The organism is Curtobacterium sp. MCLR17_034 (assembly GCF_003234485.1).
GTDB classification, from domain to species: Bacteria; Actinomycetota; Actinomycetes; order Actinomycetales; family Microbacteriaceae; genus Curtobacterium; species Curtobacterium flaccumfaciens.
The window spans coordinates 1-25,184 of the sequence record NZ_QKTH01000015.1 but is presented as its reverse complement, the minus strand read 5'-3'; the positions used below and the strand labels follow the sequence as shown (position 1 = coordinate 25,184).

The window sequence follows — 25,184 nt, the reverse complement described above, 5'->3', positions numbered from 1 at the left end:
CATTCCTGCTCACCATCCGTGCACGCGGTCAGCGCGGGATGACGGAGAACAGGAACTTCTTGCGGACCATGTACCAGGCCAGCAGGATCAGCGCCGTGTGCACCACGAACCCGATCCAGAAGTCCCCCCACGGCACACCGGGGATCGACGCGATCGCCAGGGCGAAGAACACCTGCCAGACGAACACGTACAGGCTCGCCTGCCCGAGCGGGATCCAGAGCCAGCCGATGGCGGCGGCGATGGGCTTCCAGAACACGGTGAGGATCGCGTAGGACACGATCGCGAAGAACGCGATGTCCACCAGGCGGCCCCACTGCAGGTCCACCCGCTGGTACGCCGTGTTGTACAGGGACTCGTACATCGTCGACGGGAACGGCACCGGGGTGAACCCGAAGTGGTCGCCGGCCCAAACGTAGACCAGGAACGCCGCGTACCCACCGACGGCGATGCCGACCAGGACCTTGCCGAGACGCCCGGTGAGCGCGCCGACGATCTGCCGCCGGTAGTACCCGAGCACGAGCCCGTGGGTGAACACCACCTGCCAGGTGAACAGGGGGAACACCGCCTCGAACTGCGAGTTCAGCGGACGGAATTCGGGGTTGAGCGCCTGGAACACGTACAGCGCCCAACTGGCGGCGAGGAGCGCCCACCAGAACCCGCGGCGGATCACCCAGATCAACGCCGGGATGAACAGGCTCAGCACCACGAACAGGCCCATGATGTTGAACGGCCACGGCCCCATCTCGAGCAGCAGGAACTGCCGGATTGCGTACCAGGGCGGCGGGTAGGCGAGCAGCTGCATCGCGTTCGGGTACAGGTCGTAGACCCGGCCCTCGGCATCGACGCCGCCGGTGCCCGTGCCGCGGTCGGTGAACGTGGTGATGGCGTCGGTGTTCAGGAACGGGACGAAGCTCAGCGCGAAGACCACCAGGATCACCACGAGCGTGACGACGTACTGCTTGCGGGCGCGCTTCCACGCCCCGATCGCGGCCGCCCACTCGCCGAACTTCTTCACGGCGAACGGGTACGTCATGCCGAGGACCATGCCGGACAGGAACACGAACATCTCGGCGCCGGTGATCGCCCCGACGGCGTGCAGCGTGAGGTACGAGTACGGCCCGCCGATCTCGATGTGGGTGATCACCACGGCGAGGATGATGAACCCGCGGAACAGGTCGAGGCGCAGGTCACGGCCGGGCTTGCCGTCGTCCGGGTAGCGCCAGCTCGGCAGCAGCCGACCGAACACCCCGCTCAGCAGGAACAGGATCGCCAGGCCGGCGGCCATCCAGACGATCCACGCCATCTGGTCGCCGCCGGTCTCGTACTCCTGGGAGATCGCGGCGTTGCCCTGCTGCACGCTCACACGATCGGTGACCGGGCCGAAGGCGAAGTCACCGGACCGCTCGAGATCGGCGCGGAAGGCCTCCGCGACGTCCGGGTCCGCGGTGAGCCGCCAGTCGGCCACGCGGTTGCCGGCCTCGGGCTCGCGTCGTTCCGCCTCGAGCACGGTCATGCCCCGGATCAGCGGACGCTCCTGCACGGCGGCGAGCACCTGCCGCCACCAGCTCCGCTTGACCTGGAGTTCGGCGTCACCCTGCAGCTCGCGGTTGTACAGGGCACCCGTGTCGAGCAGCATCGGACGGTCGTCGGCCACCGCGAACCGGTCGTAGAACGTGCCCGACTGCGGCTGGTCGTAGCCCCAGTCCTCGTCGAACCGGGACTCGACCTCACCGCTGCGGGTGAGCGGCACGGCGCGACCGGCGGCCTCGGTCGGGTCGCCCTTGCCGTACGAGAACATCGAGAGCCCGACCCAGTCGACGGCCTCGGCTCCCGGCCAGTACGGCCCGTACGGGTCGTCGGCACCGGTGAGCGCTCCGTCGCCGTTCGTGTCCGCCTTCGCGACGTCGACCGGGGACAGGTTCCGCAGCCGCCCGGCGGACTCGCCGAACGGGTAGCCGGCGCCGTACCCCGGCGACCAGACCATGAGCGCGTCCGACGTGCCCGCGTGCACGGTCGCGGCGAGCGCCCGGAACACCCGGACGAACTGCGTAGGCTGCTGGCCCCAGCGGACCCACGTGCCGTTCATCTGCGGTGCGAACCGGACGAGCACCTGGGTGTCGTACTGGTCGTGCAGGTCCTCGAACACGGTGTTGGCGGCGCGGGTGTCCGCGGTGTCGAGCGTCCGGAGTTCGCGGTCGGGTTCGAGGCTCACGACGAGCACCGCACCCTGGGTCGCGGCCGCACGCGCGGAGCGGAGGAGTTCCTGCTTCGCGGTGCGGTCGAGCGGGTAGTCGACGGAGACCCCGTACATCGACGGCGTCGCGCCGAGCCGTCCCTCGTACCCCTCGGGCGAATCACCGGCCCAGTCGAGGTCGGGGCCGAACCACGTCGAGCCCTCGGCCGGCTGCACGGCGGCAGCGGTCTGCACGGACGCCGCGGACGCCGCGGACGCCGGCAGCGCACCACCGAGCAGGAGCGTGGCGATCGTGACGAGGAGGGCGACCGCGCGGACCACCGGCTGCTTCACCGGTCGCACGCGAGCGTCCAGACGTTGTGGCCGGGCTCGTGCCGGTGCTCGAGGCGGTCGAGCGCGGCGATCGCGAGGGCCAGACCGCGACCGCTCTCCTGCTCGACGTCCGCCATCGTCACGGCACTCAGGTCGATGTCGACGGGCATCCCGTTGTCGGTCAGCACCGCGGTCAGGGCCTGGTCGGTGGCCTCGAGGCGCACCGTGTACCGGCGCCCGGTCCCCCGGTCGGCGCGGACGGTGTGCTCGACGATGTTCGCGGCGACCTCGGCCAACGCGGTCTCGAGTGCGAACCGGAGCCGCACGTCGTCGATGCCCAGGCCGTCCCACCACGCGGCGAACCGGTCCTGCACCTCGTCGAGGGAGTCGGGCATCGCGGCGACCTCGAACGTGGTCTCGGTGCTCACAGGGGTCCTCCGGCGGTGCTCGACTCGTGTTCGGACTGGACTGGTGTGGCCGGGCCGCGGTACCGGACGGCCCGGATCACGATGCTGAAGATGAACAGGTCGAAGACGACCCACCCGGTGTTCACGAGCGGCGCGATCCCCTCGGCCTGGCCGGTCAGGTACCGGATGCCGATCATGACCAGGGCCGCGACCAGGGCGCCCATCGCGTACAGCTGCGGCTTGACCAGGTCCCACCGCGGCTTCTGCTCGGTCTCGTCGCGCACCTTCGGGGTGACGCGGAACCCGAGCGGCTTGCCCCGGTAGACGTTCTGGAACGCGCTGGTCACCGACTCGATCCAGACCGGGAACAGGGCGAGCGAGTACTGCTGCCCGCGCCAGGTCGGCCTGCCGGCGGCCACCACCCAGAACAACAGCTGGTTCAACACCAGGAACGGGATGAGCCGGGCGAAGAAGTCGACGCTGTAGGCCTGCACCGGGATGACCCCGAACGACAGGCAGAGCACCGGGGCGGCGATGTAGACGATCGCGGCGAACCCCGACAGGTAGCTCCACATCGTCGAGAAGTACATGAGCCGCTGCCCCCACGACAGCCCCTTCTGCACCAGGGGGTTCTCGCGGAAGAACACCTGCATGGTGCCCTGCGCCCAGCGGAGTCGCTGCACGAGCATCGTCGGCAGGTCCTCGGGGGCCAGCCCCTTCGCCAGGATCTCGTCGTGGTACGCCGACTTCCAGCCGAGGCCGTGCAGGCGCATCGCCGTGGCCATGTCCTCGGTCACCGAGATCGTCGCCAGCGGCATGATCGGCTGCGCCTCGTCGTCGCGGTTGACGTCGAGGGCACGGGCGAGCACCGCGATGGACTCGATGGCGGCGACCGGTGAAGCCTCGCGCCGGCCGAGCACGTCGAGCGCGGCGTCGTCGAGACCGGCGAAGGTGTTGGCGTCGGTCGACATCGCCGCGAGCTCCTGCAGGTCGTTCCGCACGGACTCGAGGTCGGCGGCGGCGAACCGGAAGGCGATGGCGTCGATCCCCCGCTGGAACCCGTACGTCACGTCACCGAGGGGCTCACCGGCGCGGACCTGTTCACGCGCCTGGTCCACCACGGCCTCGGCGTCGTCGAGGGCGGCGAGCACGCGCGGGTCGGTCTCGGTCTCGCGGGAGCGGGCGAGGAGCTTGCGCGAGGTCGCGAGGGTGCGCTGCACGGACGCCTCGACCTCGGCCACGTAGCGCGAGATGCCCAGCTGCATGAGCGCTTCGCGTCGCAGGATGGCGTTCGACCCGCAGAAGAACGCGGCGTTCCAGCCGTCCTTCGACTGCTGGATCGGACCGTAGAACAGCGGCGCCTGGCTGCCGAGGGGGTCGTCGTCCGGCACGTTCTCGAACCACTGTGGCGTCTGCACGAGCGCCATCTCCGGGTCCTTGAAGTAGCCGAGGGTGCGGTCGAGGATCGCCGGGTCGGGCACCTGGTCGGCGTCGAGGATGAGCAGGAACTCGCCCTGGGTCGCGAGCAGGGCGTTGTTGAGGTTGCCGGCCTTGGCGTGCCGGGGTCGGTCCACCCAGTCGGCACCGCGGGTGATGACGCCGATGCCGAGCGCGTCGGCCGCCGCACGCATCTCGGGGCGGTTGCCGTCGTCGAGGATCCAGGTGGTGTGCGGGTGCGTGATCGCCTTCGCCGCCCGGGCGGTGCGCTCGACCAGGTCGATCGGCTCGTTGTAGGTCGTGATGAAGACGTCGACGGTGACGTCGGTGGACGGCTTCGCCGGTGGTTCGCCGCGCTCCCGGAGCCGCCAGGCCCCGAGGGCGAAGAGCAGGGAGTCGATGACGCTGTAGGTCTCGGCGAGGATCAGCGGCACCGCGATCCACCACGAGTGCCAGTTCACCGAGGCCGCCCAGCGCCACACGATGTAGTTCACCCCGGCGAGGGACGCCAGGAGCGCCACCGTCCGCACGGTCACCAGGCGTCGGCGGGCGGTGCCGGTGCTCAGGCGGCGGCGGTCCTGTCTGCTGACGTCGAGCGCGGTCACCGGGTCTCCCCGTCCACGGCGTCGCCGGACGTGCTGCGTCGCAAGCGTTCCTCCTGATCCCCGCGCGAGCCCCGGCCGCGTCGCACACGCCCGAGTGTGGTTCCGGCCGGCAGCTGCCCCGAGGGCACCGTGCCGGTCGTCCGCTCCGGTCATCGGGCACGACCTCGGCGTGACGACCTGTCTACCGCACGGGCGGGCGCTCTGTCAGGCTGCGCACCCGATCTGGGGACAGCACGCGCGTCAGAACGTTGCGGTGAACCCCAGGTCATCCGCCAGACGCACGATGACCTGGTCGAAGTAGGCGGCCGGGTCGGACACGGAACCGACGAAGTGCCCGAAGAGCTCGAACGAGATCGTCCCGAACACCGTCGTCCAGGCCATCAGGGTGCGGACGAGGACCTCGTCGGGCAGGGCGATGCCGAACGAGCGCAGGGTGGCGACCCCGTCCGCGACGGCGGGACCGGCCACCCCGGGAGCCGCCGTGGGCGCGGTGGGTGATCCGGGCCTCCCGGCCGCCCCCGGCGTCGACGTGACGGACGAGCCCGCCGCACCGGACGCACCGGACGCACCGGGCGCATCGGACATACCGGAGCCGACGGCGTCCGCGACCACGCGCACCAGCGCCAGCGCCGTCCGCGACGCGGGCACGACGGTCTCGCGCGGCGCCGCGTAGCCCGGCACAGGCGAGCCGAACAGCAGCGCGAAGTCCCCCGGGTGCGCGATCGACCAGTCGCGGATCGCCCGGCACATCGCGACCCAGCGCGTACCGGGAGCCGGTCCGGCCGCGGCACCGGCGGCCTCGACCGCGGTGCCGAGTTCGTCGTAGTCGGTGATGAGCAGGGCCGTCAGCAGGTCGTCGCGGCTCGGGAAGTACCGGTACACGGCCGACGAGACCATCCCGACGTCACGGGCGACGGCACGCAGGCTGAGGGCGGCCGGACCCTCGTCGGTCAGGCGGGTGCGTGCCGCGGCCAGGATGTCCGCGGTGACCGTCTGCCGTGCCAGTGCTCGGGCGGTGGGTGCCATCCCACGATCCTGGCACGAGAGAGCAGCGCACACAAAGGAGAGCACTGCTCTTGCTTTCGCGTCGACGAACCGCCATGCTCGATTCCGAGAGCAGTGCTCTCGCAAGGACCAACAAACGACCAACAAGCGATCAACCAGGAAGCAGGAGACCATGCCCCACCACCTCATCGTCGGCGCCGGCCCCGTCGGCCGGCACGTCGCGGAGTTGTTGACCGTCCGGGGTGACCGCGTCACCGTCGTCTCCCGCTCCGGTCGCAGCACGGGCATCGCCGGTGTCGAGCACCTCGCGCTCGACGCCTCCGATGCCGATGCCCTCTCCCGCGCCACCGAGGGAGCAGCCACCCTCTACAACTGCGCGAACCCCGGCGACTACACGCAGTGGGAGCGCACCTGGCCCCCGCTCGCCGCAGCACTGCTCACCGCGGCCGAACGCACCGGGGCGACCTACGCCATCACCGGGAACCTGTACCCGTACGGCCCGGTCGACGGGCCGATGCACGAGGGACTGCCGGACGCCGCCACAGACCACAAGGGGGTGCTCCGGGCGACGCTGTGGGCGGATGCCCTCGCCGCGCACGACGCCGGCCGTGTCCGGGCCGTCGAGGTCCGCGCCTCGGACTACCTCGGTCCCGGGATCGGCGCGAACGGGCACGTCACGCGCGTGCTGCCGGCGGCGCTGCGCGGACGGGCGGTGTCGATGGTCGGTCGCACGGACCTGCCGCACACCTTCACGGACGTGCTCGACGTCGCCCGGACCCTCGTCGCCGCTGCCGAGGACCCGGGCGCGCACGGCCGCGCGTGGATGGTGCCGAGCAACGCCCCGCGGACGCAGCGCCAGGCCCTCACCGGCGTCCTCACGGCGGCGGGGAAGCCCGCGGTGCCGGTGCGCCGGATGCCTGCGGCCCTGTTCCGTGTCGGCGGGCTCGTGTCGCCGATGCTCCGCGAGCTGGCCGACCTGACCTACCAGTGGACCGCGCCGTACGTGGTCGACGACCGCGAGAGCCGGGCGCACTTCGGCATCGAACCGACCCCGTGGGACGAGGTGTGCCGCCGGACGGCCGCCGGCGCAGGCTGAACCACCACCACCGCCGACGCCGCCGCCGCCGCCAGCCGCTGCAACCCGACGCCGCCAGAACACCCGCCGCCAGCCGCCGCCGCACACGGAAGGGGGACAGGACGCGCCGTTGCGCCCTGCCCCCCTTCCGCCTCGCACCGCCGGTCAGATCACCAGCAGCCTCGAGTACTGCGCCGCGTCGAGCTGCTGCGCAGCTCCACCCGCGGCGGGGACCTTCCACAGCCCGACCGAGGGGCCGCTGTCGACGGAGACGAACACGTCCCCGTCGGCGGAGGCGGCACCCAGGTGCTCGCCACGCGACCCGGCGGTCAGCCCGGTCACCGGCACGGTGGACGTCCCGCCGCTGCCGACCACGAGCTTGTCCGGGATGCCGCGGTCGATCTTGCAACCGGTCGGGCTGGTCGGGTACTCCGACGGGGCGGGGCAGAACTCGGCCGACTGCAGGAGCGAGAAGCCGTCCGCGTTCGCGGCGGCGTACTCGAACGCGTACCGCGGTTCGATCTTCGTCAGTTCGGTCGCCGCGGGCTTGAGCTGGTACCAGATCCACGACCCGGCGGCACCGGGCGAGCGGATGTCGACGTAGACGTTGCCCTGCGAGTCCGCGAGCACACCGGCGGGGTAGCCGACGGTCGAGCCGCCGGGCCCGGTGAACGTGCGGGGCGCGATGCCGGTGCCCTTGACGTACGGCCGGCTGACCGTTCCGCCGAGCACGACGACCTTGCCGTCCGGGGTGACCGTCCAGAAACGCTCATCGCTCCCGACGGCCTTGCCGCCCAGGTCCAGCACGACCTTCGGGGTCGAGGTGCCGACGGACAGCTTCTGCACCGCACCGGTCACCGAGTCCACCCAGTACAGGTTGCCCTCGGCGTCGGAGCGCAGGTCCGGGGTCAGGTGCAGGCCGGACGCGATGATCGAGACCCCGCTGCCGTCGGCCGGGTCCCGCAGGATCTCGGTGCCGTCCGCCGACGGGGTGAACACGTCACCGTCGGCGTTCGCGGTGAAGCCTTCGCCGTCCGTCGCGACGACGGTCTCCGCACCGCTGCCGGAGTCCGCGAACCGCACGACGTCACCGTTGCCGTCGAGCGCGAACAGCGACTGCGTCGTCTCCGGCTCGGGCACCGACGGTGACGTCCAGCGCAGCGTGATCGTGCGTCCGGTCCCCCGGTGTCCGAGGGCACGCACCGAGAACCGGTACGTGGTCGCGGGCGAGAGCTCGTCGAAGCGGTCGGAGCGGGCGCGCGGGTGGAGTCGGTCGACCTGACGGTCGTGCCGGTTCGCGACGGCGGCGACCGCGACCTTCCAGCCGGTCACCTTCGCGCCGTGCTTCGGGCCACGCCACGTCAGCGTGGCACTGTCCGCGTCGCCGGTGACGCGGACGGCGGTCGGTGCGCCCGGCACCGACGGAGAGGTGTGCGCCGTCGCCGGCACCGCACCTCCGAAGACGAGCGCCGCGGCGGCGACCGCGGTGATGAGTGCTCGGTACACGATGGTTCCCCTGCCTTCCCCGCGGCTCCCTGCGTCACGGCTCCGGTCATCACAGCACCGTGCGGACCCCAGGGGAACGCCTGCGGGAGGGATCTGCGGTTCCCCGCACCGCAAGATGCCGCGGGCCCGGACCGGCAGACGCCGTCGTGTTCCCGAGACGCCGCCGAATCAGACGGCGTCTCGCCGACTCGGCGGCGTGGAACCGACACGACGGCGTGGAGCCGACACGACGGCGTCTCGCGGGCAGGGGACCCGCACCGACGACGGACGGGAGGCCCGGTGCCAGCTGGCACCGGGCCTCCCGTCAGAAGGGGGTCGCGTCTCGGACGCGGCGCGTCTCAGTAGCGCGGCTTGCGCTCCGGACGGTCGTCGCGGTCGTCGCGGCGGCCAGCGCCACGGCGGTCCGCACGGATCTCGATGAGCTTGCCGCTGATCCGGGTGTCAGTCAGACGGTCGAGCACACCGGGGTCCATGTCGGCCGGCAGTTCGACGATCGAGAAGTCCGGACGGATCTGGATCGCACCGAAGTCGTCACGGCGCAGGCCGCCCTCGTTGGCCAGGGCACCGACGATCTGGCGCGGCTCGACGCGGTGACGACGGCCGACCTCGATGCGGTACGGGGACATCGGCTGCGAACGGCGAGGGCCACGGTCGCCGCGGTCACCACGGTCGCGGTCGCCACCACGGTCGCCGCGGTCGTTGCGGCCGCCACGGTCGTCGCGGGCACCACGCTCGTCACGCTCGCTGCGGCGGGCGTCGCGCTCCATCTGGCTGCGGAGGGCGTCGTCGGCTGCGGTGAGGAGCAGCGGCGAGTCGCCCTGCGCCACGACGGCCAGGGCCGCGGCGACGTCGTCCGAGGGGACGTCGTGGTGCTCGACGTAGTGCGCGATGACGTCGCGGAAGGCGGCGATCCGGCCCTGGTCCTCGAGCGCCGCGGTGATGGCGTCGTCGAAGCGGGTCAGGCGCGTCTCGTTGACGTCGTCGATGGTCGGCAGCTGCATCTGCGTGAGCGGCTGCTTGGTGTGGCGCTCGATCGCGGACAGCAGGCGACGCTCACGCGGGGTGACGAAGCTGATCGAGTCACCCGAGCGACCGGCGCGGCCGGTACGACCGATGCGGTGCACGTAGGACTCGATGTCGACCGGGATGTCGAAGTTCACGACGTGCGTGATGCGGTCCACGTCGAGGCCACGGGCGGCGACGTCGGTGGCGACCAGGATGTCGAGCTTGCCCGACTTCAGCTGGTTGACCGTGCGCTCACGCTGGGCCTGGGCGACGTCACCGCTGATCGCGGCGGCGGCGTACCCGCGGGCACGGAGCTTCTCGGCCAGGGTCTCGGTCTCGCTCTTGGTGCGGACGAAGATGATCATGCCCTCGAAGTCCTCGACCTCGAGGATGCGGGTGAGCGCGTCGACCTTCTGCGGGTACGAGACCATCAGGTAGCGCTGCGTGATGTTCGCGGCGGTCTTCGTCTTGGTCTTGACGGTGATCTCGGCCGGGTCGGTCAGGTACTGCTGCGAGATGCGACGGATCTGCGCGGGCATGGTGGCCGAGAAGAGCGCGACCTGCTTGTCGTCCGGGGTGTCGGCGAGGATCGTCTCGACGTCCTCGGCGAAGCCCATCTTGAGCATCTCGTCGGCCTCGTCGAGCACCAGGTACTTCAGCTCGGACAGGTCGAGCGTGCCCTTCGCCAGGTGGTCCATGATGCGACCGGGGGTGCCGACGATGACGTCGACGCCGCGGCGCAGGGCGGAGAGCTGCACGCCGTAGGCCTGGCCGCCGTAGACCGGCAGGACGTGGACGTTCTTCATGTGGGACGCGAACTGCTCGAACGCCTCGCACACCTGCAGGGCGAGCTCGCGCGTCGGGGACAGCACGAGCGCCTGGGGCTTCTTGCTGCCGGACTCCATGCGGGACAGGATCGGCAGCGCGAAGGCCGCGGTCTTGCCGGTACCGGTCTGTGCCAGGCCGACGACGTCGCGCCCGGCGAGGAGGGTGGGGATGGTGGCTTCCTGGATGGCGGAAGGGGTCTCGTAACCGATGTCCTTGACGGCCTTGAGCACAGCGTCGCTCAGGCCGAGATCGGCGAACGTCACCACGGGCCCGTCGTCGAGGGTCTCAGTGGTGGGGGTGGTGTCCGTGCTCATACCACCAACGGTATCTCGAATGCGCGCTCCGCAGGGACGGGAGGCCCGTGGCGGCGCCGCCACGGGCCTCCCGTCCGCCGTGTTGGTCACGTCAGGAGCGCGTGGTGCCGATCCCCAGGACCGCGTCCGCCCGGTCGTTCAGTCGCGTCAGCATCTCGGCGAGCGAGCGCAGCTCGTCCGAGGCGAACTCCTCCGTCAGGTCGTCGAACACCTCGGCGCCGGCGGCGTCCAGCTCGTCGAGCAGCCGTCGGCCGGCGGGGGCGAGCGTGACGAGCGTGGCGCGGCCGTCCGCGGGGTCCGGCGATCCGATCAGGTGTTCGGCCTCGATCAGCGAGGCGACCCGGCGGCTGATCACCGGGCGCGACAGCCCCGTCGCGTCGGCGATCGCCGTCGCCCGGACGGGGCCGTGCCCGGCGACGGCGCGCAGGATCACGCGGGCCGTCGGGTCGAGGCCACCCCGGGACTCGATGAGCGAGGAGCGCAGGGTCTGCCGGACCCACAGCCGGTCGAGCTGGGATCGCAGGAGTCGCTCGGCGGCACGCCGGTCGTCGGTCACGCGCTCAGCGTAGCGGGCACATTTAGTTGCTTGCCGGAAGCAACAGATGTATCGTTGCGCGGTCTGCAAAGTTTCACAGCCAGAAAAAGGAGTTCGATGACCGCCACCGCACCCGTCCCGGTGCAGCACGGCCGGCACACCGCCGAGGCCCCCGCGGCCTCCGGGGGCGCCGGCCAGCAGCCGCTGATGACCCACCGTCAGATCCTCCTGGTGATCTACGGCCTGATGGCGGGCATGTTCCTGTCCTCGCTCGGCCAGACGGTGTTCGGCACGGCGATCCGCACGATCGGCGACGACCTGCACGGGCTCGACCAGCAGGCCTGGGTGACGACCGCGTACCTCATCACCTCGACGATCGCGACGCCGATCTACGGCAAGCTCTCCGACATCTTCGGCCGCCGCCCGCTGTACATCTTCGGCATCGTCGTCTTCATCCTCGGCGCCGTCCTGTCGTCGATGTCCACCTCGATGCTCATGCTCGCCGCCTTCCGCGCGGTGCAGGGCATCGGTGCCGGCGCGCTGATGTCGCTGCCGCTCGCGATCATGGGCGACATCCTCGCCCCGCGTGAGCGTGCCAAGTACCAGGGGTACTTCCTCGCCGTGTTCGGCATCTCGTCCGTGATCGGCCCGCTCATCGGTGGTCTGCTCGCCGGTTCCTCCGAGATCCTGTGGATCACAGGCTGGCGCTGGGTGCTCCTGATCAACGTGCCGATCGGTGTCGCGGCGCTCCTCATGGTCATCGTGTTCCTGCACCTGCCGAAGGTGCACGGCGCCGGCGACGCGAAGCCGAAGGTCGACTGGTGGGGCGCGACCGCCGTCATCGTCACCCTCGTGCCGCTCCTGCTCGTCGCCGAACAGGGCCGCATCTGGGGCTGGGGCTCCCCCGCCGCCATCGCCTGCTACGTCGTCGGTGTCGTCGGCCTGATCGGCCTGCTGCTCATCGAGTCGAAGATGGGCGACGCGGCGATCATCCCGCTCAAGCTGTTCCGCTCGGGCACGTTCTCGATGGCGACCGTCATCGGGTTCCTGGTCGGCTTCGCGATGTTCGGCGCGATGCTCACGATCCCGCTCTACCTGCAGATCGTCGTCGGGCTCACCCCGACCGAGTCCGGTTTCGCCACGCTGCCCCTGGTCGGCGGCCTGATGATCGCCTCGATCACGAGCGGTCAGATCGTCGCCCGCGTCGGCCGGTACCGGATCTTCCCGGTCATCGGCACCGCGCTCGTCTCCGCCGGCTACGTCGTCCTGACCTTCATGTCGATCGACAAGCCGCTCTGGTTCCTGATGATCGGCATGTTCCTCATCGGTCTCGGCCTCGGCTCGGTCATGCAGTCGCTGACCCTGGCGTCGCAGGGCTCCGTCGAGGCCCGTGACATGGGCGTCGCCACGTCGTCCGCCACGTTCTTCCGCCAGATCGGTGGCACGCTCGGTACCGCCGTGCTGCTGTCCATCCTGTTCTCGGTGATGCCGGCGAACATCCTGACCGCGACCGCGAACCAGAAGGACCTCGGTCCGGCACTCGACGCCGCGCTCAACCCGACCGTCGCCAGCGCGAAGGCGAACCAGGGCGCCATGGACAAGATCTGGACGCCCGTCGTCACCCCGCTGACGAAGACCGTGCAGTCGCAGCTCGACGCAGCCTCGGCCAAGGCGAAGCAGGCCGCCGACGCCGCGGTCACCGAGCAGGTCACCGCGGCCGTGCAGCAGCAGGTCGCCGCCGGTGCCGTGCCCGCCGCAGCCGCGCAGACCGTCATCGACCAGCAGGTCGCCGCGGCCACGCCGGCCGCCGAGCAGTCCGCCCTCGAACAGGTCGCCGACCAGGCGCACGCCAGCGTACAGGGCGACACCGTGTCCGTCGACTGGGCGGACGCCGACCAGCGCTCCTACTGGGTCGACGAGCTCACCCCGGAGCTGGCGAAGAAGATCGACGACGGCAACACCACGAGCGACAGCGCCACCAGCACGAACGACACCTCGTTCCTGACCGGTGCCGACAGCCGCCTGACCCGGCCGTTCATGGCGGGCTTCAACGCCTCGTCCGTGACGATCTACTGGGTCGGTCTCGGCGTCATCCTGCTCGCGTTCGTGCTGACCTGGTTCTTCCGGGTGCCGCCGCTGCGCCAGCGTTCCGCGCTGCAGGAGCAGGCCGACATGTCCGCCGAGGCGCAGCTCGAGGCCGAGGCGGGCGCCGCCGCAGCCGAGGCCGGCTCGTTCACCGGACCGATGACCGGGTCCGTGCCGACCGGGTCCGTGCCGACCGGTTCGGGTTCGACCGGCTCGGGTTCGACCGGATCCACGCCGACGCACCGTCGGTGACCGACCGGGGCGTCCGTCCGTGCCCCCTTTCCGGGCGGGCGCCCCTCCCACACACACCAACCCACCAGGAGTCCACGTGATCACCACCCCGGCAGCGGCTGCGGCAACGGAGCCGTGCACGCTGCGTGAACGGAAGAAGCAGCAGACCCGGCAGGCACTGCACGACGCAGCGCTCACGCTGGTGTCCGCGCACGGGCTCGACGGCGTCACGGTCGAGCAGATCTGCGCCGACGCCGACGTCTCCCCCCGCACCTTCTTCAACTACTTCTCGTCGAAGGCGCACGCGGCGCTCGGGCTCGACTCGGTCGAGGTCCCGGAGCGCTCAGCGGCCTGGTTCGCCGAGGCCGACGGTGCCCTGGTCGACGACCTGTGCGCCCTGGTCGCGGCCACCGTCCCGCTCTCGCAGGACCGCCGTCGCATGAAGGAGCTGCTCGTGCTCCGGCCGGAGATGTCCTCGATGGTGATGCAGTGGATGGCCGAGTCGCGCCAGTCCCTGCTCAGCGTCGTCGGCACCCGCACGGACGCACAGACCGCCCGCACCGCGGTGACCCTGGTGATGTCGGCGCTCAGCGAGGTGGCGCACCGCGAGACCGTGCGGAGCAACGACGAGCTCGCGGACCGGCTCCGTGCCGTCGTGCGCGAGATGGCGGCGCTCGTCTCCTGAGGCGGGGGTAGCGGGGCCCTTCGGGCGTACCTGGTCGAATCGGGCGTACCTGGCAGGAACTTCCTGCCAGGTACGCCCGATTCCGCTTTCCAGCGCACGTGCTCTGGGAAGGAACCGCGCGTCGTCGACGCGAGCGAAGGGCGGACGGGAGGCCCGTGGCGGCGTCGCCACGGGCCTCCCGTCCGTCAGGTGGAGACGCCCTGACGCCGCCGCGCCGGCCGGTGCCACACGAGTGCCTCACGCGAGCGGTCGCGGGCGAACCGGAGCACGCGCAGCACGACGATGTCGTGGTCGCCCGCTCGACCAGCCCGTCAGACTGACCGCGCGGCCGCCTCGAGTGCCTCGGCGGCTCCGCCGGCGCGCACGATGTCGCCGTCGCTGACCGACCTCGCGTTGTACTCGGCCTTGGTCTTCACAGCCAAGAGCACCTCGAGGTGCTTCGCGACCGCCGGCCCGGCAGCTGCGCGGAGCACGGGCACTGCCTCGTCGTGCGCTCCCGATCGCGAGTACCTGCCGGTCCGAGCCACGCAGATCGCATCAGCCGCAGCGATGCCGCTGAGGACGCACTGTGTGACGAACGCGTTCGCGAACTGTGACCCGGCGCTGACCACCCCTCCGTCACCACCCAACGCGCGGAGGACGTCAGCAGCGTCGAGGAACTCCGTCGCCTTGGCGAGCCGGCCCCTCCGGAACGAATCGTCGCCCGGTGCGGTGGTGCCGGTTCGCGGGGTCATCCGGTCAGCGTACGGAGCTTCCGAGACAGCCAACGACCGTCACCTGCGATGGGAATCCCGTCCCGAGCAACCGACGCGAGGAGCGGATCGGTGCCCTCGATCTCGTCCTCGTCGAAGACGACCGGCCGCACGGCGTTGCCGGTCCAACGACCGGCTGCGCGGCACAAGGCGTGGATCTGGTCCTCGGCGTCCGGGCGTCGGCCGCGAGTGACGACGAAGCAGAGATCGAGATCGCTGTCCGGGCGCATCGCACCGCGGGCCCCGGATCCGAAGAGCGCGGCGTACCGGAGGGGGATCGACCGACAGCCGGAGCGGAGTCGTTCGAGCAGGGCACGCCGGAGGTCGGCCAGGGCGGTGACCGCATCGGCGGCGAGGTGCTCTCGGTTCAGGGTGAAGGACTTCGTCCGTCCGGTCCGATGCCCGTCGACGAGGCCCTGCTCGACCAGCCGATCCGCACTGTTCCGGACCCCGGCGTACGACCGGTCGGGCACCAGGCTGCAGATTCCCGCGATCGTCAGGGGTCCGGGGGCCAGTGCCAACACCGCGAGGACATCGCCGTCCACGGAGGTGGTGACCGTCGCGAGGGGAGATTGCAACTGCATGGAGAGGTCCGATCAGATCGAGTAGAAATCTACCACTCGAGGTAGATTTCTACTCGTATCTGAGCAAATCCGTCAGACCACGGACCAGCCACCGTCGCTCGGCAGCACCGCACCGTTGACGTTCGCCGAGTCGTCGCTCAGCAGCCAGGTGATGGCGGCGGCGAGCTGCTCGGGCTGGGCGACCGGCGGGATGGTGGTCTGCATGATCGGACCGACCCGGCGAGCCGCGTACTCGCTGCGCATCGGCGCCTCGATGTTCGTGGCGACCGCACCCGGCGCCACGGCGTTCGCCCGGATGCCCTGCGGCCCGTGGAAGAACGCGACGCTCTTGGTGTACCCGGCGATGGCGTGCTTCGACGAGGTGTAGGCAGCACCGGCAGCCGAGGCCTTCAACGCAGCCTCGGACGCGACGTTCACGACCGATCCCTTGCCGGCGGCGATCATCAGCGGCAGCACCGCGCGGGTCAGGCGCATCGGGCCGGTGACGTTGACGCTGAAGACACGCTCCCAGGTGGCGTCGTCGACCTCGTCCGGCGGCAGGAACGCGTCCATGATGCCGGCGACGTTGGCGAGCCCGTCCACCCGGTCGCCGGCGGCGGCGATGAGTGCGTCGATGGTCTCCCTCGCGGCGACGTCGCCGACGACGGTCTCCACTGCGAGGCCCTCGAGCTCCGTGCGCAGTGCATCGAGCCGATCAGCCACGACGTCGGTCGCGATGACGCGGCCGCCCTCGTTCGCGATGCGTGTCGCCGTGGCGCGTCCGATGCCGGAACCCGCTCCGGTGACGATGATGGTCCTGCCGGTGAACCGTCCGGCGGTGGTGTCGGTCATGTGGTCTCCTCAATGAGAGGCGCTCGCTGCGCCACACCCGGTTATAGCACTCAGTGCCGAAAGGTCTCCATGAGCTCGACGAACGACCGTCCGACGGGGCGCCCGCGCACCATCGACCCCGACGCCGTGTCCCTCGTCGCACTCCGGCTGTTCGACGACCAGGGCTTCGACGCGGTGTCGATGGACGACGTCGCCGCGGCGGCCGGGGTCAGTCGCCGGTCGCTCTTCCGGTTGTTCCCGAACAAGGCGGCGCTGGTGTGGGGCGGTCTCGACGAGTTCGCCGCACGCTTCCGCGAGGCCCTGCGGTCACGGCCGGCAGACGAACCCTCGGCGGTGGCGCTCCGGGCGGCCTACCGGATCGGTGCGACGTTCCCGGACGACGCGGTCGAGGTCACCCGACACCGGCTCCGGGTCATCCGCGCGAACCCGTCGCTCGAGCACGTCGGCGCCGCGACGGTCACGGCCCTGACCGACGAGATCCTGCGGTACGTGGCCGAGCGGGACGGGGTCACCGCCGACGACCTCGCCGTCGCGGTACGCGCCCACACGCTGGCCGCCGCCGCGAGCGCCGCACTCACCTGGTGGGCACTGCACGGCGACGGCCGTCCGGAGGACGTCCTGGAGCGGGCACTCGCGCTGCTCGACTGATGAGCCCTGTTCAGCCCATCGCTCGCTTCCCGCGGACCTCGCGGGACAGCGCGTCGATCCGTGCCACCTCGTCGTCAGCGAGCACGATGTCGGCCGCCGCGACGTTCTCCGCGACGCGCACCGGGTTGCGCGACCCCGGAATCGGCACGAGGTCGTCGCGCTTCGCGAGGATCCACGCGAGCGCCAGCTGCGAGACCCGAATGCCCTTCGCGTCAGCGATCTCGGTGAGGGCAGCGGTCACCCCGACGTTCGCGTCGAAGTGCTCCGGCGCCCACCACTCGAGCTGGTGACGGATGTCGTCAGCAGCGTAGGCGCTGCGGGGTTGCACCGCGCCGCTCAGGAACCCGCGTGCGAGCGGTGAGTAAGCCACCAGGCCGATGCCGAGTTCGTCGACGACCGGGAAGAGTTCCTCGGACTCGCGCGAGAAGACGGAGTACTCGGTCTGGAGGACGGAGATCGGGTGCACGGCATGTGCGCGACGGATCTGCTCGGCGTCGGTGTTCGACAAGCCGAGGTACCGGACCTTGCCGGCCTGCACGAACTCCCGCATGGTGCCGACGACGTCCTCGATCGGGACCGCCGGGTCGTGGACGTGCTGGTAGAGCAGGTCGATCGAGTCCGTACCGAGGTTCAGCAGGCTCGCATCGACGACCTGACGGATGTGGTCAGGGCGCGAGTTCGGCGCGTAGGTCTCCGGGGTGAAGCCGAACTTGGTGGCGATGGTCACCTTGTCTCGGATCGGTGCGAGCGCTGCGCCGAGCAGACGCTCACCGGTGCCCCAGCCGTAGAGCTCGGCGGTGTCGAAGTGGGTGACTCCGAGGTCGTGGGCGGTGCGGATGGCGGCGATCGACTCGGTGTCGTCGCCCGGGCCGTAGGCGAACGTGGTGCCCATGGCGCCGTAGCCGATGGCGCTGACGGTGAGGCCCTGTCGGCCGAGGGTGCGTTGCTGCATGTTCCGTCCCTTCGTGACGTGTCGAGGTCATGCATGTGGCACTGTACGCCTGTTCTGTCAGGCCCTGCCACTTTCAGCACGCACTGCCGTCGAGGTAGGATCGGTCCGTGAGCGCACACCCGACGGAACCCGCCGCGAAGCCCGGCCTGCGGGACATCGCACGCGACGCCGTGCGCGCCCGCGTCGCCGAGGTCGCGATCGCACGCTTCGACGCTGACGGGTTCGACCAGGTCACCGTCGAGCAGATCGCCGCCGAGGTGGGGATCTCCGCGCGGAGTTTCCACCGCTACTTCCCCGCCAAGGAGGACACCGTCATCGGTGATCCCGGCCGGCACCGCGAGGCACTGGCCGCGGCGTTCCGGTCCCGCCCCGCGGACGAACCCGTGTGGACAGCACTGCGTGAGGCGTTCGCCGACCTGGTCAGCGACAGCGGCGGTGAGGACACCGAGACCGCCCGCCGCTCGATCCGGGTGATGACCAGCACGGCGTCGCTGCGGGCGCGCAACCTCGAGAAGCACCACGCGTGGGCCGAGGTCCTGACACCCCTGGTCGCCGAGCGGCTCGGGGGACCAGACGTCGATCTGCGTGCCCGAACCCTCGTGCAGGCGGCCCTCGGGTGCTTCGACGTCGCGATCGCCGCCTGGGCCGTCGGGGACGAACCCGACGCGGTTCGCACCCTGCGCCGCACCTTCGACGTCATCCGCCCCACGGACTGACCACCGACAGGGTTCCCCAGTCCGCACTCCGGAGTACCTTGCCGGGCATGCACACGACCGGACCCGCGCCGTACTTCCAGTTCGCCGGCACCGCCAGGCAGGCCCTCGAGCACTGGCAGCGGGTGTTCGGCGGCGACGTGCAGATCGCGACCTACGCGGACTTCTCCCGCACGGACGGCCCGGCCGACGCCGTCGCGCACGGCCAGCTCACCGGCGAGCTGCAGCTGTTCGCCGCGGACGCGAGCGAGGGCGACACCCCGTTCGCGGCGACCGGGCTGCTCTTCTCACTGCTCGGCGCTGCGGAACCGGACGTCCTGCGTCGGTGGTTCGACCAGCTCGCCGAGGGCGGCACGGTGATCGACCCGCTGCAGCAGCGCCCGTGGGGCGACTGGGACGGCACCGTCCGCGACGCGTACGGCGTCACCTGGCTGATCGGGTTCGAGGACTCGGCGCGCTGAGTCCCGCGCGCTGCAGCGCCTACTGCTGGTCGGACGGCAGCAGCGGTGCCCAGAAGGCGTCGGGACCGTCGGCCTGCACCGCGTCGCGCTCGAACCGGAACCCGTAGTCGCGCACGAAGTCGAGGGCCGCGGCCTGCTCGTCCTCGGCGTCGTCGTGCTCCGCGTCGAACAGGTACACGCCGTGCCCCATCGCGACACCGGCGTCGCTGATGACGGAGAGGTCCCAGCGCCCCTGCTCGGAACGCTCGATCCGGACGACGGCGGCCTGGGATGCGGTGAAGTCAGCCATGCCGCGAGCCTACGGACGCCCCGCGGCTGGCGTTCAGGATGCTCCGCGGCCACTACGCTGTGCACGGTCACAGGTCAGACGAGTGGAGAACGCATTGTCAGTCGGATTGCTCGCCGTGGTGGACGACATCCTCTCCGCAGCCCTCAAGGCCAGCGCGAAGACCGCCGGGGTCGTCATCGACGACGCCGCCGTCACGCCCCAGTACGTGCAGGGCCTCGAGCCCGCTCGTGAACTCCCCGTCGTCGGGCGCATCGCCCTCGGCAGCCTGTTCAACAAGTTCATCATCATCATCCCGCTGGCGTTGCTGCTCACGGCGTTCGCACCCGGGGTGCTGCCGTGGCTGCTGCTGCTCGGCGGCACGTACCTGTGCTTCGAGGGCGCCGAGAAGGTCACCGAGTGGTTCGGTGTCCACCACGAGGGCGGGTCCGACGAGGCCGTCACCGAACCGAAGCTCGTCTTCGGCGCCATCCGCACCGACCTCATCCTGAGCACCGAGATCATGCTCATCGCGCTGGCGGGCCTCGACCCCGACCTGGGGCTCTGGCCGACGCTCGGCGCCCTGATCGTGATCGGTCTGGTCATGACGGCCGTCGTCTACGGTGCCGTGGCACTGCTCGTGAAGGTCGACGACATCGGCCTGCAGATGATGAAGAACTCGGTCCGCCGCACCCGCCGGATCGGTGCCCGCATCGTCCGTGCGATGCCGATGGTCTTCCGGGTCATCAGCGTCATCGGCACGGTCGCGATGCTCTGGGTGGGTGGACACCTGGTCATCGCGAACCTCGCCGAGACCGTCTGGCACGGGCCCTACGACCTGCTGCACGTGATCGAGCACGCGCTCGAGGCCGCAGGCCCCGTCGTCGTCTGGATCGCCGACACCGCCGTGTCGGCCGTGGCCGGCCTCGCGCTGGGCATGGTCGTCGTCGGCATCGTGCTGGGCATCGGCCGCCTGCGCGGCACGCAGCACTGACGCGGCTGCACGGCGCACCGTGCGCAACGCCGACCGGTGCGCGCCTGACCGCCCCGTGACGCGCCACAGGCGCGCACCACGCCATCAACGCCGCACCGCATCGCGCACGCCGCACCGCATCGCGCACGCCGCACCGCATCGCGCACGCCGCACCGTGCACTGGCAGCGCCCACCGCACAGCCAGGAGGCCCGGGGCGGCCCGGCACCGCACCTCCCGACCGGCGCACCGTGCGCGCAACGCCGACCGGTGCGCGCCTGACCGCCCCGTGACGCGCCACAGGCGCGCACCACGCCATCAACGCCGCACCGCATCGCGCACGCCGCACCGCGCACTGGCAGCGCTCAGCGCTCAGCGCTCAGCGCTGCACGTTCTCCAGGTCCTCGAGCAGGCTCGGGTGGGTCGGGGCCCAGCCGAGCGCGTCGCGCGTGTGGGCACTCGACGCAGGCTGGTCCATCGCGAAGATCGGCGCGAACGCGCCGAACGTCTCGTCGGCCACCCGCTCGACCGGCAGGCCGAGCCGACGCCCGATGACCTCGGCCAGGGCACGCACCCGGTCCCCCTCGTCGGCGACCGCGTGCCAGACGGTCCCTGCCGGAGCACCTTCGAGCGCGAGCCGGAACAGCACCGCGGCGTCCGCGGCGTGCACGGCGGGCCACCGCTGCTCGCCGTCGCCGGGGTAGCCCGCCACCCCTGCCTGTCGGGCCGTCTCCGTCAGGATGCCGGCGAACCCGCCCGTGCCGTCCGCATGCACGGTGCGCGGCAGCCGGATCGCCGAGACCCGGACGCCCCGTGCCGCCAGGTCGAGGGCGGCGAGGACGGATCGGGCTCGACCCGCGACCGGCCCCTCGAGCGGGAGCGGGTCGGTCTCGACCGAGGCCCGGCCGGGCTCCCACGGCGTGCCGGAGACGACGACGAACGGGCGGTCGCTGCCGACGAGTGCCTCGCCGAGTGCGGCCATGGCGGCGCCTTCCTCGGCGATCCCCCGCTCGAGCGCCTCCGCCGAACTGAAGTCGTTCGAGAACGCGAGGCTGATGACCCCGTCGGCGGCGCGTGCGCCGTCGCGCAGCACGTCGAGGTCGGTGAGCGCACCGCGGGCGGGGGTCGCCCCCGCGGCGACGAGGGCAGCGGCCGACCGGTCCGAGCGGGCCAGGGCCGTGACGGCGTGCCCGGCGGTGATGAGTTCGGTGACGACGGCGGTGCCGATGGTGCCGGTGCCGCCGGTGACGAAGACGTGCATGGGTGCTCCTCACAAGTGATGGGACTTTTGTACCGTCACCGTACACCCGTGATGGGACAATTGTCCCGTCGCGTATGATCGTCCCATGGTGCGATGGGAACCCGGGGCCCGGGAACGACTGGTCCTGGCCGCGGTCGACCTGTTCTCCGAGCAGGGCTACGACGAGACGACCGTCGCGCAGATCACCGAGCGCGCCGGTGTCACCAAGAGCACGTTCTTCCGGCACTTCCCGGACAAGCGCGAACTGCTCGTCGCCGGGCAGGAGACCCTGAGCCGGCTGCTCGCCGAGGGCATCACCGACGCACCGGCCGACGCCACCCCGCTCGACGCCGTCGCCGCGGGTCTGGAACGGGCCTCGGACGAGATGGGACCGCTGAACCGCGAGCTCGGACCACGACTGCGAGCGGCGGTCGCCGCCAGCGCCGAACTGCAGGAGCGCGACGCCCTGAAGAGCGTCGGGATGGCCGCGGCCATGACCGACGCCCTGGTCGGCCGCGGTGTCCCCGACGCGCCCGCTCGACTGGCCGCCGAGATGGGTGTCCTCGCCTTCAAGCAGGGCTTCGAGCGGTGGTCGGGTGTGGGGCGCGCCGACGACGACCGACTGGCCGACCACGCCACGGCCGCGCTCGCCGAGCTCCGAGCAGCGGCCGCCCAGCTGGGCTGAGCGGACGCGGGCGGACGCGGGCGGACGCGGGGCGAACGCCGGGCGGACGCCGGTCGCGCATCGTCGTATCCTCGGCGCCATGGCAACGGTGCGACAGGTCCAGGTGACGTTCGACTGCGCCGAGCCGGAGCGTGTCGCCCGGTTCTGGTGCGAGGTCCTCGGGTACGTGGTGCCACCGCCCCCACCGGGGTTCGCCGACTGGGACGCGTACGACCGGTCGCTGCCGCCGGAGCACCAGGGCTCGGCCTTCGCGTGCGTCGACCCGACCGGTGCCGGCCCCCGCCTGTTCTTCCAGCGCGTCCCCGAGGGCAAGACGGTCAAGAACCGCGTGCACCTGGACGTCCGGGTCGGCACCGGGATGGTCGGCGCCGAACGGCTCGCGGCCCTCGACGCCGAGAGCGCCCGTCTGGTCGGGCTCGGCGCCACCCAGGTCCGTCGGATGACGGCGGACCAGGTGAACGAGTCGTGCATCGTCATGCAGGACGTCGAGGGCAACGAGTTCTGCCTGGACTGACCGGCGTATCGTCGACGGACCCGACCCGCATCGCCGCGCCCCGGAAGGACCCGCACCCCGCATGACCGTCATCGCCGCATCCGCCACCGCAGCCGACGCCACCGCCCTCGAACACCTGCTGGGGTCCGACCAGGTCCTCCGCGACCCGGAGTCGCTCGAGCGCTACCGCCACGACGACGCCGAGTGGGCCGACTCCACGGCACCGCTCGCCGTCGTCCTGGCACGCAGCACCGACGACGTCGTCACCGCCGTCCGCTGGGCAGCCGCCGCCGGTCTCCGGGTCGTCCCCCGCGGTGCCGGCACCGGTCTGTCCGGCGGCGCCAACGCGATGGCCGACTCGATCGTCGTGTCGCTCGAGCGGATGAACCGGGTGCTCGAGGTGAACACCGACGAGCGCTACGCGGTCACCGAACCCGGCGTCATCAACGACGCACTCCGCGCCGCGGTCGCCGAGCACGGCCTCTGGTACCCGCCGGACCCCGCGAGCTCGGCGATCTCGACGATCGGCGGCAACGTCGCGACGAACGCCGGCGGCATCTGCTGCGTCAAGTACGGGGTCACCCGCGACTACGTCCTCGGCATGACCGTCGTGCTGGCCGACGGATCGGTGGTCGAGCTCGGCCGCCGGACGGCGAAGGGCGTCGCCGGGTACGACCTCACGGGGCTGATGGTCGGTTCCGAGGGCACGCTCGGCATCGTCGTGTCGGTCACCGTGCGGCTGCTCCCCCTGGCCGGCCGTGACGAACGGGCGGTGATCGGGTACTTCCCCTCGCTGACCGCCGCGGGCGACGCCGTGGCCGCGATCTCGCGCGCGGGCATCATCCCCGCAGCACTCGAGATCGTCGACCGCACCTGCCTGCGCGCCGTCGACGACTGGATGCACCTCGGGCTGCCGGCGGACGTCGACACCCTGCTGCTCGCGCGGGTCGACGAGCGCGGTGCCGCCGGGGACGCGATCGCCGACCACGTCGCGGACGTCTTCGCCGAGGCCGGCGGCACGGACGTCGAGCGGGCCACCGACCCCGGAGACATCGACCGGCTGTTCCAGGCCCGCCGGCTCGCCTACCCGGCTCTCGAACGGCTCGGTCCGGTGCTGACCGAGGACATCTGCGTGCCGCGGAGCGCGGTGCCCGAGATGCTCCGGCGGATCCAGGTGACCGCGGACGCGCAGGACGTCACGATCGCCAACATCGCGCACGCCGGCGACGGCAACCTGCACCCGCTGATCATCGCGCCCGCGGGCGACGACGCCGCGAAGGCCCGCGCGAAGACCGCGTTCGACCAGATCGTGGCGGACTGCCTGGCGCTCGGCGGGACGGTGACCGGTGAGCACGGCGTCGGGCTGCTCAAGCTGCCAGGCCTGCGCGTCGAGCTCGGCGACCGCGTGCTCGCGATGCACCGCTCCGTGAAGGACGCGCTCGACCCGGCGGGGACCCTGAACCCGGGCAAGGCGTTCTGACCCGAGCGGACGACGGACGGGAGGCCCGGTGCCAGCTGGCACCGGGCCTCCCGTCCGTCAGGTGGTCGCGTTCAGCGACCGGTGTGCGTCACGCAGGAGCGCATCCGCACGCACGCGCGCTCAGTGGCGACGGAAGTACCCGTTCGCGCCGCCGACGTACATCAGGATCGTCGCGATGAGCACCGCGATGCCACCGATGAACCCGAAGGCGTTGCCACCCGAGGCCGCGCCGACGCCGACACCGATGAGCTGCAGGACCGCGAGGACCGTCAGCACGATGCGGGCCCAGTTGCGGCCGTCGCGCATCTTGAAGACGATGATGAGCTCGATCACGGCGAGGATGAACGCGAAGATCGCGCCGCCGACGAGCGGGGCCGTGCCGACACTGTCAGCGACGTCGGCGGAGGAGCCCGACGTGAGGTTGATGATGCCCTGCAGGATGTTCGCCAGGACCACCACCAGCCAGATGACGAACGCGACGGTGACGGACGTGGGACGACTGGACGTCGATGCCATGGGGAGTGCCTTTCTCGATGGACCACGTTCAGCGGCCTCTCAGAGAACGTACTTGCGGGCGTGACCGCTGTCCGGATGTGCCCGAAGGTCACAGAGCGGTAACGACGGCAGATCCGTCCAAACCCTTCGCCGGAGGGTGCCGAATCACCTGCAACGACCGGGAAACACCCGGAGCGCTCACCAGCCGCACATCGCTGGTTCTCCACCCCATCCAAGGGTGTGTTCGGCGCGCACAGCAGCCGCGCCGAGCGCGACAACAGCAAAGGACTGATCACGATGCGTAAGAGCCTCAAGACCTCCATCACCCTCGCCACGACCGGCGCCCTCGTCCTCGGCGGTGCCGCGTTCGGGATCTCCTCCGCCCAGGCC

Annotated in this window: 24 protein-coding genes; 10 read left to right on the top strand and 14 right to left on the bottom strand. The window is 71.2% G+C overall.

Annotated elements, in window-relative coordinates; genetic code table 11:
* Positions 1-28 precede the first annotated feature (28 nt).
* From opgC to DEI98_RS13980, 4 genes are all read right to left on the bottom strand, one after another.
* A complete protein-coding gene (gene opgC / locus DEI98_RS13995; protein WP_258370874.1) occupies positions 29-2,527 on the bottom strand; it encodes an OpgC domain-containing protein in 2,499 nt (832 codons plus the stop codon).
* On the bottom strand, positions 2,524-2,934 hold the full coding sequence (locus tag DEI98_RS13990; protein WP_111095659.1) for an ATP-binding protein: 411 nt from the start codon (positions 2,932-2,934) through the stop codon (positions 2,524-2,526). Before DEI98_RS13990 ends, opgC begins: the two co-directional genes overlap by 4 nt.
* On the bottom strand, positions 2,931-4,886 hold the full coding sequence (locus tag DEI98_RS13985; RefSeq protein ID WP_258370879.1) for a glycosyltransferase: 1,956 nt from the start codon (positions 4,884-4,886) through the stop codon (positions 2,931-2,933). The genes DEI98_RS13990 and DEI98_RS13985 overlap by 4 nt, the downstream gene beginning before the upstream one ends.
* A 309-nt stretch (positions 4,887-5,195) precedes the next feature.
* The gene (locus DEI98_RS13980; RefSeq protein WP_111101074.1) at positions 5,196-5,981 is read right to left on the bottom strand and encodes a TetR/AcrR family transcriptional regulator; all 786 of its coding nucleotides are present in this window, start codon (positions 5,979-5,981) and stop codon (positions 5,196-5,198) included.
* A gap of 151 nt (positions 5,982-6,132) precedes the next feature.
* Here DEI98_RS13980 and DEI98_RS13975 point away from each other — a divergent pair, with 151 nt between their 5' ends.
* Positions 6,133-7,056, top strand: coding sequence for an NAD-dependent epimerase/dehydratase family protein (locus tag DEI98_RS13975; RefSeq protein WP_111101073.1), 924 nt, complete (start codon positions 6,133-6,135; stop codon positions 7,054-7,056).
* A gap of 144 nt (positions 7,057-7,200) precedes the next feature.
* Here the strand turns inward: DEI98_RS13975 and DEI98_RS13970 are convergent, their stop codons facing one another.
* The 3 genes from DEI98_RS13970 to DEI98_RS18745 all read right to left on the bottom strand — a co-directional run bounded on the left by DEI98_RS13970 (position 7,201) and on the right by DEI98_RS18745 (position 11,244).
* Positions 7,201-8,541 (bottom strand): fibronectin type III domain-containing protein, encoded by a 1,341-nt coding sequence (locus DEI98_RS13970; protein ID WP_146243529.1) that lies wholly within the window; start codon positions 8,539-8,541, stop codon positions 7,201-7,203.
* A 338-nt stretch (positions 8,542-8,879) separates the two neighbouring features.
* Positions 8,880-10,688 carry a DEAD/DEAH box helicase gene (locus tag DEI98_RS13965; protein WP_111093013.1) on the bottom strand — a complete coding sequence of 603 codons (1,809 nt, stop codon included), beginning with the start codon at positions 10,686-10,688 and terminating at the stop codon, positions 8,880-8,882.
* 91 nt (positions 10,689-10,779) lie between these two features.
* The gene (locus tag DEI98_RS18745) at positions 10,780-11,244 is read right to left on the bottom strand and encodes a MarR family winged helix-turn-helix transcriptional regulator (protein WP_163343313.1); all 465 of its coding nucleotides are present in this window, start codon (positions 11,242-11,244) and stop codon (positions 10,780-10,782) included.
* 96 nt (positions 11,245-11,340) lie between these two features.
* Here DEI98_RS18745 and DEI98_RS13955 point away from each other — a divergent pair, with 96 nt between their 5' ends.
* Positions 11,341-13,560, top strand: coding sequence for an MDR family MFS transporter (locus DEI98_RS13955; protein WP_258370873.1), 2,220 nt, complete (start codon positions 11,341-11,343; stop codon positions 13,558-13,560).
* Positions 13,561-13,636: 76 nt separating this feature from the next.
* A complete protein-coding gene (locus tag DEI98_RS13950; protein WP_051596480.1) occupies positions 13,637-14,224 on the top strand; it encodes a TetR/AcrR family transcriptional regulator in 588 nt (195 codons plus the stop codon).
* 311 nt (positions 14,225-14,535) lie between these two features.
* Here DEI98_RS13950 and DEI98_RS13945 read toward each other — a convergent pair whose 3' ends face one another.
* The 3 genes from DEI98_RS13945 to DEI98_RS13935 all read right to left on the bottom strand — a co-directional run bounded on the left by DEI98_RS13945 (position 14,536) and on the right by DEI98_RS13935 (position 16,391).
* Complete coding sequence (locus DEI98_RS13945; protein WP_111101071.1) at positions 14,536-14,958, bottom strand: hypothetical protein; 423 nt, start codon at positions 14,956-14,958, stop codon at positions 14,536-14,538.
* The gene (locus DEI98_RS13940; protein ID WP_111095664.1) at positions 14,955-15,560 is read right to left on the bottom strand and encodes a nucleotidyltransferase domain-containing protein; all 606 of its coding nucleotides are present in this window, start codon (positions 15,558-15,560) and stop codon (positions 14,955-14,957) included. Before DEI98_RS13940 ends, DEI98_RS13945 begins: the two co-directional genes overlap by 4 nt.
* Positions 15,561-15,632: 72 nt before the next feature.
* Complete coding sequence (locus DEI98_RS13935) at positions 15,633-16,391, bottom strand: SDR family NAD(P)-dependent oxidoreductase (RefSeq protein ID WP_110865003.1); 759 nt, start codon at positions 16,389-16,391, stop codon at positions 15,633-15,635.
* Between the two features lie 69 nt (positions 16,392-16,460).
* Between DEI98_RS13935 and DEI98_RS13930 the strand changes: the two genes are divergently transcribed.
* Entirely contained in the window at positions 16,461-17,039 is a 579-nt protein-coding gene (locus DEI98_RS13930; protein WP_027464431.1) for a TetR family transcriptional regulator, read from the top strand.
* Between the two features lie 10 nt (positions 17,040-17,049).
* On the opposite strand, the gene DEI98_RS13925 is transcribed toward DEI98_RS13930, so the two are convergent.
* Positions 17,050-17,991 (bottom strand): aldo/keto reductase, encoded by a 942-nt coding sequence (locus DEI98_RS13925; RefSeq protein ID WP_111101070.1) that lies wholly within the window; start codon positions 17,989-17,991, stop codon positions 17,050-17,052.
* A 107-nt stretch (positions 17,992-18,098) separates the two neighbouring features.
* On the opposite strand from DEI98_RS13925, the gene DEI98_RS13920 reads away from it, so the two are divergent.
* Positions 18,099-18,707, top strand: a complete 609-nt coding sequence (locus tag DEI98_RS13920; protein ID WP_220037082.1) for a TetR family transcriptional regulator — start codon at positions 18,099-18,101, stop codon at positions 18,705-18,707.
* A 47-nt stretch (positions 18,708-18,754) separates the two neighbouring features.
* Complete coding sequence (locus DEI98_RS13915; RefSeq protein ID WP_111101069.1) at positions 18,755-19,165, top strand: VOC family protein; 411 nt, start codon at positions 18,755-18,757, stop codon at positions 19,163-19,165.
* A gap of 19 nt (positions 19,166-19,184) precedes the next feature.
* On the opposite strand, the gene DEI98_RS13910 is transcribed toward DEI98_RS13915, so the two are convergent.
* Complete coding sequence (locus DEI98_RS13910) at positions 19,185-19,454, bottom strand: hypothetical protein (protein ID WP_111033636.1); 270 nt, start codon at positions 19,452-19,454, stop codon at positions 19,185-19,187.
* Positions 19,455-19,548: 94 nt separating this feature from the next.
* Here DEI98_RS13910 and DEI98_RS13905 point away from each other — a divergent pair, with 94 nt between their 5' ends.
* The gene (locus tag DEI98_RS13905; protein ID WP_111088888.1) at positions 19,549-20,424 is read left to right on the top strand and encodes a DUF808 domain-containing protein; all 876 of its coding nucleotides are present in this window, start codon (positions 19,549-19,551) and stop codon (positions 20,422-20,424) included.
* Between the two features lie 356 nt (positions 20,425-20,780).
* Here the strand turns inward: DEI98_RS13905 and DEI98_RS13900 are convergent, their stop codons facing one another.
* Complete coding sequence (locus tag DEI98_RS13900) at positions 20,781-21,662, bottom strand: NAD-dependent epimerase/dehydratase family protein (RefSeq protein WP_111101068.1); 882 nt, start codon at positions 21,660-21,662, stop codon at positions 20,781-20,783.
* A gap of 85 nt (positions 21,663-21,747) precedes the next feature.
* Between DEI98_RS13900 and DEI98_RS13895 the strand changes: the two genes are divergently transcribed.
* From DEI98_RS13895 to DEI98_RS13885, 3 genes are all read left to right on the top strand, one after another.
* Positions 21,748-22,326 carry a TetR/AcrR family transcriptional regulator gene (locus tag DEI98_RS13895; RefSeq protein WP_071405182.1) on the top strand — a complete coding sequence of 193 codons (579 nt, stop codon included), beginning with the start codon at positions 21,748-21,750 and terminating at the stop codon, positions 22,324-22,326.
* 79 nt (positions 22,327-22,405) lie between these two features.
* Positions 22,406-22,840, top strand: a complete 435-nt coding sequence (locus DEI98_RS13890; RefSeq protein WP_111101067.1) for a VOC family protein — start codon at positions 22,406-22,408, stop codon at positions 22,838-22,840.
* Positions 22,841-22,901: 61 nt separating this feature from the next.
* Positions 22,902-24,299 (top strand): FAD-binding oxidoreductase, encoded by a 1,398-nt coding sequence (locus tag DEI98_RS13885; RefSeq protein ID WP_111101066.1) that lies wholly within the window; start codon positions 22,902-22,904, stop codon positions 24,297-24,299.
* A gap of 120 nt (positions 24,300-24,419) precedes the next feature.
* On the opposite strand, the gene DEI98_RS13880 is transcribed toward DEI98_RS13885, so the two are convergent.
* Entirely contained in the window at positions 24,420-24,815 is a 396-nt protein-coding gene (locus tag DEI98_RS13880) for a hypothetical protein (RefSeq protein ID WP_071405987.1), read from the bottom strand.
* Positions 24,816-25,184: the final 369 nt, after the last annotated feature.